Below are 13,099 nucleotides of genomic sequence, written 5' to 3'. Positions count from 1 at the left end.
AACTTTGTATGATTATAGAATCAGTGCTGGGCAATACGGCGGATATATCGGTAGCGCATTTGGAAGTAGACCTGTTGCCGCTGGAATGGTTTGAAACAACCAAACGTATCCAACGCAAGCAAACAGCAGCAGGCCGCGAGATCGCTATCCGGTTTCTCCGGGAAGGCCAGCGCCTCCGCCAGGGTGATATCCTGATGATGGACGATGTGCATGCAGTGGTGGTGGATATTATTCCAAGCGATGCGATTGTAGTCACTCCCCGTAACCTATTGGAAATGGGGAGTGTCTGCTACGAAATCGGGAACAAGCATCTCCCCGTATTCATACAAAACGACCAGGTATTACTGCCTTTCGAGGAACCAATATTCCGCTGGCTCCTGGCCAGCGGATATGCGATCGAAAAGCAGCATACCCGTCTGACCAATCTGCTGAATGCCAACGTACAGCCGCATAATCACGGTAGTGGCGGCAGTTCACTGTTCTCCAAAATTATGGGCCTAACATCGAGATAAATGATGACGAACCGCTTTTTCCTCGGCAGTCTCCTGCATTTAAGTGATCCTACACTTCCCATTGGCGGCTATACGCACTCCAATGGACTGGAAACTTATGTGCAACAAGGGATCGTACATAATACGGCTACTGCTGAACAATTTGTACAGCAAATGCTGACGGCCAACTTGCATTTTAACGATGCAGCCTTCGTTTGCCTGGCTTACCAAGCGACAGCGGAGAACAACCTGCCAGCACTTTTGCTGCTAGATGCTGAATTAAGCGCACTTAAACTGCCAACAGAAATCCGAAACGCCAGCCAGAAACTGGGTCTGCGCCTCATCAAGATCTTCCGTCGACAGAAAGAATTCGCTTTTGCTGCGGCATATGAAAATGCCATTACTACCAAACAAACAGACGGACATTATGCCATTGCATTTGGCGTATATGCGTCCCTGTTAGAGATTCCTTTGCCGGAAGCATTGTATGCCTTCTTCTATAATGCGGCCGCAGGAATGGTGACCAACGCGGTGAAATTGGTCCCTCTCAGTCAGCTCGACGGGCAGGATATCCTGTTTCGTATGCAGCCAGTGATTGCAGGTTTGGTAGATAAAACTATTCAGTTGGACAGAGACCTGGTGGGTGTATGTAACACCGGCTTTGATATTCGATGCATGCAGCATGAACGCCTGTACTCCAGGTTATATATGTCTTAAACTTTTAAAAAATTATTCCCGGTCATGAGTGATAGAAAATATGTGAAAATAGGTGTAGCCGGACCAGTAGGTTCCGGAAAAACAGCCCTGATTGAAAGGCTGTCGCGCCACTTGATGAATCATTACAGCATTGGTGTTATTACCAACGATATTTATACAAAGGAAGATGCGGAGTTCTTGACAAAGAACAGTCTGCTCCCTAAAGAGCGCATCATTGGCGTTGAAACTGGCGGATGCCCACATACTGCTATTCGTGAGGATGCTAGTATGAACTTAGAAGCAGTGGATGAAATGGCGGCTCGTTTCCCGGATGTGGAACTGATCTTGATTGAAAGTGGTGGGGATAATCTCAGTGCTACTTTCAGCCCGGATTTGGCGGATGTTACCATTTTTGTGATTGATGTGGCAGAGGGAGACAAGATCCCGCGCAAAGGGGGCCCTGGTATTACCCGCTCCGATCTGTTGGTGATCAACAAAATTGACCTGGCGCCCTATGTACATGCGGACTTGGGCGTAATGGAAAGAGATGCCCGCAAAATGCGCAACGGTAAACCTTTTGTATTCACTAACCTAATGTCCCTGCAAGGACTGGACACGGTGATAGGCTGGATTCAGAAATATGCATTGCTGGAAGAAAGAGAAGAACCAGCGTTGGTGAGATAAATAATTAGCATGAAGAACAGGCTAACCATAACGAGCGGATTTAAAAACCAGCGATCATACCTGAAAGATACCTTCTTTACGCCACCCTTTCGGGTGGCGGATATCAGTGAACATCGCGGGGACCCTGCGCTGTACCTGATGATTATGAGCTCATCACCGGGAATGCTGGACGGAGACGACTATGACATTGACATTGTAGTGGAGGAAGGCAGTCGTCTCCAACTCCAGTCCCAGTCGTATCAGCGGTTGTTCAATATGAAGCACGGAGCAACCCAACATCAGCGGATACAACTGCATCCTGGTGCAGCTTTCAGCTATGTGCAACATCCCGTGGTACCACATGAAAATGCCATATTTAAAGGTAAGAATAGGATTGATGTGGCAGACAATTGCCTGCTTACATTCGGTGAAATCCTTACCTGCGGCAGAAAGCATTCCGGCGAGGTATTTCGGTACAGCTCTTTTCATAACATCACGGAGATATTCCATAATGGCCGTCTCTTGATTAAAGATAATCTCCTGTTGCAGCCCGCCCTCGTGGATATGGCAGCAATAGGACAAATGGAGGGATATACACATCAGGCTACTTTGCTGCATGCAAATACCCGCACCCGAATAGAAGAAGACAGTGTGAATAGGCTGTATGAATTATTGGGAGAAGAAAAGGAGATTGCTATTGGTATCAGCAGTCCTTCTGCACAGGTGCTGGCAGTACGTATCCTTGGCAATGGGGGAGAGCAATTGTTTTCCTGCTTGCAAAGAATCGCTGCTTATTTCTGGACAATTGAAAAACATGCACTGGTTTCATGAATGTAGGATTAACAACACTTGTGGTGTCGGCAGTAACGATCAGTTGTTTGCATACCGCCACCGGACCAGACCACTATCTGCCATTCATCGTTTTATCTCGCTCCCGTAAGTGGAAGATGTCTAAAACGGTGTTGTGGACGGTGCTCTGTGGCTTCGGGCATATCTTCAGTTCAGTATTAATCGGGCTTTTGGGCGTATTGTTGGGCTGGCAACTGTCGAGGCTCACTTGGTTCCAGGATGTCAGGGGCAATCTCTCAGGATGGTGCCTATTGGGATTTGGGGTGATCTATCTGCTCTGGGGATTGCGGCAGGCATGGCTGAACAAGCCACACAAACATTTCGATGTTTATGGCGACGGCGATATTTATGTATATGAACATAAGCATGGAGCAATCGTATATCCGCAGAACCGAGTGAAAGTGACGCCTTGGATACTCTTTGCCATCTTCGTGATGGGCCCCAGTGAACCCTTAGTGCCTTTGCTTTTCTACTCCGGTTCCCATCGCTCTGCGCTGGAAGTGATTGTCCTGATTACTGTATTCGCCATCACCACTGTATTAACCATGCTGGCCATGGTATTGGTGGGCTGTTATGGCTATTCCATTATAAAAACCGATAAACTGGAACGATATGTACATGCCATTGGGGGAGCAGTAGTGACCCTTTGCGGCATAGGTATGGTGTTCCTGGGTTGGTAAATATTCATATACATGCAAGAACAAAAAATGTTACCTGTCACCCGTATTTTCAAGGGTGTAGGGCAGATAATGCTTCAAGGGAATGCCTGGACTGGCGTACTTTTCCTGGTGGGAATCTTCTATGATTCTTATATCATGGGTATCGGCGCTTTGCTGGCAGTTTGTATAGGTACTTACACTGCCAAACTGTTGCATTTTCCTGAAGAGGAGATTAACGAGGGACTCTATGGCTTCAGCGCCACACTGGTAGGGGTAGCCCTGACCTTCTATTTCCAACCGGTTCCCATTATCTGGGCGGCGGTGATTGTTGGGTCGGCATTGGCGGCTATTATACAGCACGCCATGATTAGACGTAAGCTTCCTGGATTTACTTTTCCGTTCATCCTTATTACCTGGATATTTTTGTATGTTTTCAAGCATCTTTACGTGGTAGGCCCTTCACCAGAGATGGCAAGTGTGGCACAAGCATATGATGATTTCACTGTGTCGACACATGGTTTTGGAGAAGTAATTTTCCAGGGTAGCGTAGTAGCGGGATTGATTTTCTTCCTGGGTGTGTTTGTGGGATCGCCGATTGCAGCATTATATGGTGGGGCCGCATCTGTACTTGGCGCCTATATTTCAACGCTGTTTAGAGAACCGGCCTCGGAGATTCATATGGGGCTGTTCAGTTTCAACGCTGTGTTATGCGCTATTGCATTTGCTGGGCAGAAAAGAGAAGATGGTATTTGGGTATTGATATCCGTACTCCTGGCAGTGTTCATAGATTTTGGAATGCTGGAACTGGATTTGGTAGTGCTCACCTTCCCATTTGTGCTGGCCTCTTGGATAACATTGGTATTAAAAGCAGGATTTAAGAAGATTAGTAAAACAGCATGATTAGACGAATGATGATGGCCGCTCTCGTGGCGGCCGGAAACCATGTTTATGCAGGTGAACCACAAGATTCCATTCCGTTAAAGGAATCGCACCTTTCACAAATAGAAGTGACAGCACCAAGAGTAGAACGCTCCATGCTGAAAGTGGACCTCAAAATGACACCGGTAAATACTGCGCAGGATTTACTGCGCAAAGTACCCGGACTCTTCATCGCACAACATGCTGGCGGCGGTAAAGCCGAACAGATATTCCTTCGAGGTTTTGATAATGATCATGGAACCGATATTAATATCAGTGCCGATGGTATTCCTGTGAACATGGTATCTCATGCACACGGCCAAGGTTATGCAGACCTGCATTTCCTGATCCCGGAAACCATTGAGAGTATTGACTTTGGGAAAGGTGCTTATTACCCGAACAAAGGCGATTTGAATACTTCCGGATATGTAAGTTTTCATACGTTTGATAGTCTCCCTGCCAGCATGGTAAAACTGGAAGCGGGTTCCTTCAATACTATTCGTGGAACAGGGTTATTCAATCTCCTCCACAAAACCGGCGATCGCCCGGAGAACGCGTATATCGCCGCGGAATATGGTTATACCGATGGCCCATTTGATTTCCAACAGTATTTCAATCGCCTCAACCTCTTCGGAAAATATAACAAGTGGCTGAACAGCCTCAACTATATTAACTTCCAGGCTTCCACTTTTCATAGCACCTGGAATGCTTCTGGACAGATTCCTGAAAGGGCAGTAGCAGAAGGGCTGATCAGTCGCTGGGGTTCTATAGACCCTACTGAAGGCGGCAACACACAGCGCACCAATGCCGCGTTTACTTGGCGTCATATCTTCAACAATACCGCAGAAACGGAATCATTTCTGTATTACACCCATTATGAATTCAACCTGTTCTCCAGTTTCACTTTCTTCCTGAAAGATCCTGTGAACGGAGATGAAATCCAACAACGTGATAACCGCAACCTATTTGGCTTTCAGCAGAAATACACGCAACAGTTCGGGAATTTTCGTTGGGAATCTGGGCTGGGTTTCCGCCTGGATGATATCATGGACCTGGAGTTAAATCACGTATATCGCCGGGATTCCCTCTTAGGTAGGGCATCTTGGGGAAATGGAACAGAAACTAACCTCTTCGCCTATACGGGATTGGAATGGCACAAGAATGGCTGGACAATCTCCCCAGGCTTGCGTTTCGATGAAATCCTGTTCAACTTCCATGATAAGCTGCTGTCTTCCACTGGGAGAGATCATGCAGCGAGGGTGAGTCCAAAACTGAATTTCAGTTATTCCCCGAATGCGCATATTCAGTGGTACTTGAAGACAGGCTTAGGTTTCCACTCCAATGATATGCGTGTAGTCATACAGCAACAAGGCAAAGATATTATGCCCATGTCTGCCGGTGCGGACTTAGGAGCCATCTGGAAACCCTTGCCAAACCTGTTTATCCAGCCTGTTATCTGGTACACCTATCTCCAGCAAGAATTTGTATATGTAGGAGATGAAGCAGTAGTAGAGGCAAGCGGTAAAAGTCGGAGGCTGGGAGTAGACCTGAGTGTGCGTTATCAGCCGTTTACCTGGTTATACCTGGATGCAGATATTAACTATGCTTATAGTCGATTTATAGATGAGCCTAAAGGACAGAATTATATTCCACTGGCGCCAGTGCTCACCAGTACGGGTGGGGCGGCCGTAAAATTTGGCAAAGGCTTCTCTGCGAATATGCGTTACCGTTATATGAAAGCCAGACCTGCCAACGAGGATAACAGCGTGGTGGCCCATGGTTATTTTGTGAACGACCTGGCCCTGGCCTATACGCATAGGAACCTGGAATTTACCCTGGGTGCGCAGAACTTATTCAATGTCAATTGGAATGAAGCGCAGTTTGAAACCGAGACTAGGCTGCAACAGGAACGAAACCCCGTAACGGAGCTTTGTTTCACGCCAGGTACGCCATTTGCGCTCAAAGCAGGGATTGCCATCCGATTTTAAGGTAAAATCCCTTAGCTTTGCGGTCTTTTAGACCAATTGTCAACATAATGCGTGGTAGCTTTTTCATGTTGCTGACCTGTATGGCGTCTAGCGCCGTAGCACAGCAGCAGCCAGATACAACTGGCAAAATACGCAGCCTGGATGAAGTCATTGTACAAGAAAACAGGTTGTCTGCACCTTTAAAACAATCCAATAGGAATATCACTATTATCAGCCGCCGGCAGATTGATGCCATGGCGGCTGTTAGTATTAATGAAGTACTGGCATTTGTACCTGGCCTGGATGTGCGTCAGCGCGGCCCTGGAGGGGTACAGGCGGATATCGGTTTGGATGGCGGTACCTTCGACCAGACGCTGGTACTGGTAAACGGTATCAAAATCACCGACCCGCAAACAGGCCATAATATTATGAACCTGCCGGTTTCGCTCAATGATGTAGATCATATCGAGGTGCTTCGCGGGGCGGCAGCACGCGTATACGGTATTAATGCCCTGAATGGCGCTATTAATATCATCACCCGCAAAGCCGCTGCCAGTGAGGCAGAGGTGAATGGTAACTTGGGTAGTAGTTTTCATCGGGATGAAAACAATAAATTGTACAATAGTTACAGTCTGGGTGCTTCTGGCGCGGTGGTAAAAGATAAGAGTAACCAGTCGCTCTCCGCTAGCATGAACGCCGGCAACGGATTTCGTTATAATACCGCTTACCAGAATGTGAAAGCGCTCTACCAGGGTGATTTTCGTATGAATAAAGACAACAGCATCAATGTGCTGGCAGGTTACGTAGATAATCAATATGGCGCCAACGCCTATTATGCGGCTCCTGGAGACATTGAATCCAAAGAATATGTGAAAACCGCACTGGCAGCGGTAAGCAGTAGCCATAAGGTAAACCGTAACTGGCTGATGACCCCGAGAATCAGTTATCGTTTTGCAGAAGATGATTACCGTTATATCAAAACGACTACCGCCAAGGCAAGAAACCTGCATAATACCAATATCGTAGATGCAGAGTTGAACAATACTTTCGATACGAAGATCGGATTGTTTGGCGCTGGCGTAGAGGCCCGTTATGAGCATATCAACAGCTCCAACTTGGGGAATCATGAACGTACCAACTTGGGCGCGTTTGCGGAGTACAAAACTCGTGGCGACAAGCGTCTGAATTTCTCCCTTGGAGGCTATTTGAATTATAACACCATGTACGGCTGGCAGTTTTTCCCTGGCGCCGATGTAGGGTTCAATATCACACCGGATCTGAAAGTATATGCTACGGCCGGGACAGCACAGCGTCTCCCTACCTATACAGACCTGTACTATAAAAGCGCCAGCATTATCGGGAACGATAAGCTAGGACCAGAAAAAGCCGTTTATACAGAACTAGGTATCCGCAAGTTTGCCGGTAAATTCAATTTTGCCGCCAGTGGATTCTATCGCCAGATCTCAGATTTCATTGACTATGTGAAAGACAGTATTCCGCAGCCATGGCAGCCACAGAACTTCCAGCGTGCGGATACAAAAGGACTCACTGCTAGCGCAGGTTATAATACCATCCTGCAAGAAAAAGGATTCTTCAATAGCTTGGGCCTGAATGTAGGATATAATTATCTTTCACCTGATTTTAAGGGAGACGACACCCATAATAAAATCAGTAGATACGTTATTGAAAGCTTGCGTCATCAGTTTATCGCTGGCGTGAGAACCAATATTGCTGGGCATTTCAGCGTATCTGCCAATACGAGGTACTGCAAGCGTATTAACTATAAAGACTATACGTTGATTGATGCGAGAGTAGCGTATCATCAACCCCGTTATAAAATTTATTTAGATGCCACCAACCTGCTGGATGTCACTTACATTGAAGCCGGTGCTGTGCCGATGCCAGGGCGTTGGATGACGCTGGGTGCATCTTTTAAGATTAAATAATCAACCTTCCTACCTGTCGTCCCTGCCAGCCGGCAGGGACGACGAAAAAGATCAAAAAATCGGGGGTGACGCAACGTCACCCCCGATTTTTTGATACAGCCTTTTGGGCACTAAAGGCAGGCATTTAACAAGCCGTTAACAGGTAGGGGGAACAGTTGATCGCATGCGTAATAAGGATATACCAAATATTCTGTACTGTGAGATCTGGAGTAGTGACCAACCAGTGGCGGTTGCCGGTACCGGTAACCGCCGGGGTGTTCAAAACCTTACCAACTGTACGCGAAAAGCGTTATAGCATCCTAATAGCCAGCGTTTACCTGCTAGGAACCCTTATTCTGTACATTCAGGCGTTGCTGACCGAGAGGTTCAATAATTTCATCATCTTCAGAACCTCTTGGTCACACCTGGTTCAGCATATGCCTTTATATGATTTGTATCCCAATGCCTATTATGATTATTATCTCTATCATCCTAGCTTTCCGGTCCTATTTCTCCCTTTCGCAATACTGCCGGTTCCGATAGGATTGCTACTATGGATGCTATTTAACAGCGGGCTGGTATTGTATGCGGTGTATCAGTTGCCCGTTACACCTAAACAAAAGAATATCATTTCTGCGCTGGTGATGTTGGAAGTTTTAAATGCGGTGCAATCGTCCCAGGTGAATCCCGCCATGGTAGCGCTGATGCTGCTAACTGTAGTAAATTTCGAACGCAGAAATGTGAAGCTCGCTGCACTTTTCACTTGTCTATGTTTCTTTATCAAAGGCTATGGCGCTATTGTAGGTATCTTGTTTCTCTTTTATGATCAGAAGCAGGAATACCTGAAATACTGTCTGCTCTACGGTTTGATAGGTACCTTGCTGCCATTGCAGATGATACCGCCGGGAGAATTATTGCAATCCTATCATGATTGGTTTCAATTAATTAGTAGTCCTGAGATAAAGGAAGACGGCTCTCTATTCGCCACCATAGATGCTTTCCGGCATCTGCCTTATACAGCATCTACCTTTGTGGATAAAATTGTGTTGCTTGTGGCGGTGCTAGGATTGATCACCGCTATGGTCAACACCGCTAGGGCAAAGGATTCCAGGAGTCGTTGGTGGATGGCAGCGTATCTCTTGATCTGGGCGGTCATCTTCAATCAGGCAACCGAACCACCTACTTATGTGATCGCCGTAACGGGGGCAGTGGCGGTCCTTGTTATGTTTTCACACAAATGTGTGACAATTCTTTTGTTGACATTCCTGATATTTGTTACATCGTTATGTCCAACAGATTTAGTGCCCAAGTTTATTAACCTAACCGCTGTTGAATATCACCTAAAAGCTTTACCCTGCTTATTTGTATTAATATATATACAGTCAAGTCTCTTTTTTCAAAGCGGCAAGGTCAAGATTGACTAACTTGATTTTGCAAACAATTGTGGGTGTCTGCTTGCAGACGCCCCTTTTGTTTTTACGTAGGTGCGTAGGCGTTACTGCATAAAAAAACGAGGCTGGAAGTCGGCATACCATACGATGATGATATATGCCTGCTTCCAGCCCAGCCTTGATTGAAATGTATATTATTTTGCGTTCGCTACCAGTTCTACTTCCAGTTCAAAATCATCATAGATGGCTTTGTCGCCGATGCCGGAGAAGAAGCTTTTAGAGCCGTATTTAATATTGTACTTCGTACGATCCACGGTGATATTGGCTTTAGCCACCAGTTTATTACCGTTCACCGTTACGTTGGCAGGGAAGGTGATAGGATTGGTAATACCTTTGATGGTGAGATTGCCAGTAATATCGTAAGCGCCGTTGCCATTGGATTTCAGGCTGGTGATGACGAAATCAGCAGAAGGATATTTTTCAACAGAGAAGAAATCGTCTGCTTTCAAGTGGCCTAACAGTTTGGCATTACCATCGGCATCTTTAATGTCTGTAACAGCGATGCTACGGGTATCCAGGGAGAAGTTGCCGCTCTTCAGTACATTATTTTCCAGCAGCAGTGTGCCGGCAGCAATATTGATCGTACCGCTATGCTGGCCAGTTACTTTTTTACCTACCCAGTTCAGTTTACTTTGTTTCGCATCTACTTGGAAGGTAGCGGCTTTGGCAACGGTATGCGTAGTGGCTTTTTTGTGTCCGTCTTTGGCAAATGTAGGTGCAGCATGGGACATCAGTAGGATGGCGCCACCGAAAAATACGAGGGATGCTAATTTTTGCATGTTATTTCTGGTTTGTATATATAAAGTTGCGTCTGATTGCTTTCTGACGCCATTTTCTAAGCAGTATTGCCACCAATAGGAATATCATAGTAACCGTTTTAGACATTAGTTTCCTGGCTCCTCCGTGCTGGCGGGGAGCAAAAATACAGTTGTTGCGGATAACGGCAAAGGATATACGGAATATGGAAAAATCCCGTAAGAACAGCACTCCAGCGGCTTTATCCGTGGTGGTATACCAAAGATAGGTGGAGCCCGCATGATTTCCAAAATAAAGTCTATTAAATTTGTAGACTAATTGTAAAACGTGCTATCAGACAGGGTTTGAACTGAATTTTTATTCGCCGTTGGGTTGTCGTACCTTTGCGGCTTAAAATACCTGGTTTGAGCAAGACAGTTTATTTAATTACACCACCATTTACACAGTTGAATACGCCATATCCGGCCACCGCGTACCTGAAGGGATTCCTGAACACCAAAGGGATCAGTTCCTTTCAGTCCGACCTGGGTATAGAAGTGACGCTGGCCTTATTCTCAAAACAGGGATTAACTGATCTGTTTTCTTATATCCGCCATCATCCTACGGCAGCAGTATCGGAGAATATTGCCCGTATTATTGCCTTGCAGGATGATTATATTCATACTATCGATGCGGTGATCGCCTTCTTGCAGGGGAAAAACCCTACCATCGCGCATCTTATTGTAAAAAGGGATTATCTCCCGGAAGCGTCCCGCTTTGCCCAGTTGGACGATTTACATTGGGCTTTCGGCTCTATGGGCAACCAGGACAGGGCCAAACACTTGGCCACGATGTACTTGGAAGACCTGTCTGACTTGATCATGGAGTGTGTGGACAGTCATTTCGGTTTCAGCAGGTATGCGGAGAAGTTGAGTCGCTCTGCGAATAGCTTCGATGAGCTCCACGAAGCGCTACAGCAGCCATTTACCTATATCGATGAGCTGCTGATCCAAATCCTCCAGCGGCGCATGGAGGAGGTACAGCCGCAAATGGTGGCGATATCGGTCCCATTCCCTGGTAATTTATATGCGGCTTTCCGCTGTGGGCAATGGATTAAAGCCCATTATCCTACTGTGAAAGTGGCTATGGGAGGCGGTTTTCCCAATACGGAACTGCGTTCTCTCTCAGATGCAAGAGTTTTTGAATATATCGATTATATCACACTGGATGATGGAGAAGCGCCAGTAGAGAATTTGTTGGGTTTTGTAACGGGAGATAAAAGTCGCGCTGACTTAAAGCGCACTTTCCTCTTGGAGGAGGGCGCTGTGAAATACTACAACAACAGTACCTGCCAGGACTATAAGCAGCACCAGGTAGGAACGCCTGATTACGGTGATTTACTGTTGAATGATTATATCTCCGCCATTGAGGTGGTCAACCCTATGCATAGTCTTTGGAGCGATGGCCGCTGGAACAAGTTGACCATGGCACATGGCTGTTATTGGGGGAAATGTACTTTCTGCGATATTTCGCTGGATTATATCCGCATATACGAGCCAATTGCTGCTTCATTACTCTGTGACCGCATGGAAACCATCATTGCCCAAACAGGGCAAACAGGCTTCCATTTTGTGGATGAGGCTGCTCCGCCTGCATTGATGCGAGCGCTGGCATTGGAAATCATCAAGCGAAAGCTAAATGTGAGTTGGTGGACGAATGTCCGCTTTGAAAAGAGCTTTACCCGCGACTTATGCCTGCTCCTGAAGGCTTCCGGCTGCATTGCCATAAGCGGGGGCCTGGAAGTGGCGTCAGATAGATTGCTGGGCCTTATTCAAAAGGGTATTACCGTGGCCCAGGTGGCCAGGGTAAACCGGCATTTTACAGAAGCAGGCATTATGGTGCATGCCTACCTGATGTATGGTTTCCCTACCCAAACAGCGCAGGAAACGATCGATTCCCTGGAAATGGTGCGTCAGATGTTCCAAGCGGGGATATTGCAATCTGCGTACTGGCATCAGTTTACCATGACTGCCCATAGTCCTGTAGGCATGGACCCTGCCAAGTATAAGGTGGAAAAAGAAACAGAAGCAATAGGCACTTTCGCCAACAATGATATCATGCACATCGATCCTACAGGGGCCGACCATGAAAGCTTCAGCTATGGGCTTAAGAAGTCCTTGCTGAATTTTATGCATGGCGCCTGCCTGGATTATCCGTTGAATAAATGGTTTGAATTCAAGGTGCCTAAAACCTCTGTGGCGCCGGATTATATTACCAATGCTTTGATGGAAGAGGAGCCTGGAACTATCAAACCTACTTCCAAAGTTATTTTCCTCGGTAAGCAACCAGCTTTGGAGATTGTCACGAAATCCAAAAAAGGGAATACTTGGGAAATGGCATCGTTGACATTCCAGAGCAAGAAAGAAGCAGTGAATATCCGCGTAGATCCGCCACAGGGTAATTGGTTGGCGGGTATGCTCCGGGAGTTGGATGTCAATAACGGGAAGACCTATACGTTGCAGGAGGTAAAACAAAGTTATGAGACTGCTGGACTGGAAGATTTCGAACTCTTCTGGGATAATAAACCGGTAAACACCCTACACAAGCTGGGCTTATTGAAGCTCTAAAATAAAGCAGATTATAAAAGAAAAGTAAAAGGCGTGACGTCTGCGACATCACGCCTTTTACTTTTCTTTTGTGGTCCCTGCCCAGCGGGCAGGGACCACAGACAGTGGCGATTTACCT

11 protein-coding genes are annotated in these 13,099 nt (G+C 46.5%); 10 read left to right on the top strand and 1 reads right to left on the bottom strand.

The features are described 5' to 3' along the window. Positions 1 to 8: 8 nt before the first annotated feature. The 9 genes from ureE (at position 9) to JO154_RS26005 (ending at position 9,592) form a co-directional block, all read left to right on the top strand. Positions 9 to 512, top strand: a complete 504-nt coding sequence (gene ureE / locus JO154_RS26045; protein ID WP_291952041.1) for an urease accessory protein UreE — start codon at positions 9 to 11, stop codon at positions 510 to 512. Beyond that, complete coding sequence (locus JO154_RS26040; protein WP_291952039.1) at positions 513 to 1,208, top strand: urease accessory protein UreF; 696 nt, start codon at positions 513 to 515, stop codon at positions 1,206 to 1,208. A gap of 24 nt (positions 1,209 to 1,232) precedes the next feature. Then, positions 1,233 to 1,871, top strand: coding sequence for an urease accessory protein UreG (ureG, locus tag JO154_RS26035; protein WP_291952036.1), 639 nt, complete (start codon positions 1,233 to 1,235; stop codon positions 1,869 to 1,871). A gap of 9 nt (positions 1,872 to 1,880) precedes the next feature. After that, entirely contained in the window at positions 1,881 to 2,681 is an 801-nt protein-coding gene (locus JO154_RS26030; protein WP_291952033.1) for an urease accessory protein UreD, read from the top strand. Next, positions 2,678 to 3,379, top strand: coding sequence for a hypothetical protein (locus JO154_RS26025; protein ID WP_291952031.1), 702 nt, complete (start codon positions 2,678 to 2,680; stop codon positions 3,377 to 3,379). The genes JO154_RS26030 and JO154_RS26025 overlap by 4 nt, the downstream gene beginning before the upstream one ends. A 12-nt stretch (positions 3,380 to 3,391) precedes the next feature. Further along, positions 3,392 to 4,258 carry an urea transporter gene (locus JO154_RS26020; RefSeq protein ID WP_291952029.1) on the top strand — a complete coding sequence of 289 codons (867 nt, stop codon included), beginning with the start codon at positions 3,392 to 3,394 and terminating at the stop codon, positions 4,256 to 4,258. Beyond that, positions 4,255 to 6,264, top strand: a complete 2,010-nt coding sequence (locus JO154_RS26015; protein WP_291952027.1) for a TonB-dependent receptor plug domain-containing protein — start codon at positions 4,255 to 4,257, stop codon at positions 6,262 to 6,264. Before JO154_RS26020 ends, JO154_RS26015 begins: the two co-directional genes overlap by 4 nt. Positions 6,265 to 6,311: 47 nt before the next feature. Next, positions 6,312 to 8,189, top strand: a complete 1,878-nt coding sequence (locus JO154_RS26010; protein WP_291952025.1) for a TonB-dependent siderophore receptor — start codon at positions 6,312 to 6,314, stop codon at positions 8,187 to 8,189. A 197-nt stretch (positions 8,190 to 8,386) separates the two neighbouring features. Then, positions 8,387 to 9,592 (top strand): glycosyltransferase family 87 protein, encoded by a 1,206-nt coding sequence (locus JO154_RS26005; RefSeq protein WP_291952023.1) that lies wholly within the window; start codon positions 8,387 to 8,389, stop codon positions 9,590 to 9,592. A gap of 161 nt (positions 9,593 to 9,753) precedes the next feature. Here JO154_RS26005 and JO154_RS26000 read toward each other — a convergent pair whose 3' ends face one another. Beyond that, positions 9,754 to 10,398, bottom strand: coding sequence for a YceI family protein (locus tag JO154_RS26000; protein ID WP_291952021.1), 645 nt, complete (start codon positions 10,396 to 10,398; stop codon positions 9,754 to 9,756). A 381-nt stretch (positions 10,399 to 10,779) separates the two neighbouring features. Here JO154_RS26000 and JO154_RS25995 point away from each other — a divergent pair, with 381 nt between their 5' ends. Then, positions 10,780 to 12,981, top strand: a complete 2,202-nt coding sequence (locus JO154_RS25995) for a radical SAM protein (protein WP_291952019.1) — start codon at positions 10,780 to 10,782, stop codon at positions 12,979 to 12,981. Positions 12,982 to 13,099: the final 118 nt, after the last annotated feature.

Source organism: Chitinophaga sp. (assembly GCF_019236475.1).
In the GTDB taxonomy this organism is placed as follows: domain Bacteria; phylum Bacteroidota; class Bacteroidia; order Chitinophagales; family Chitinophagaceae; genus Chitinophaga.
The sequence above is the reverse complement of the archived record's forward strand: the minus strand, read 5'-3'. Positions and strand labels throughout refer to the sequence as shown.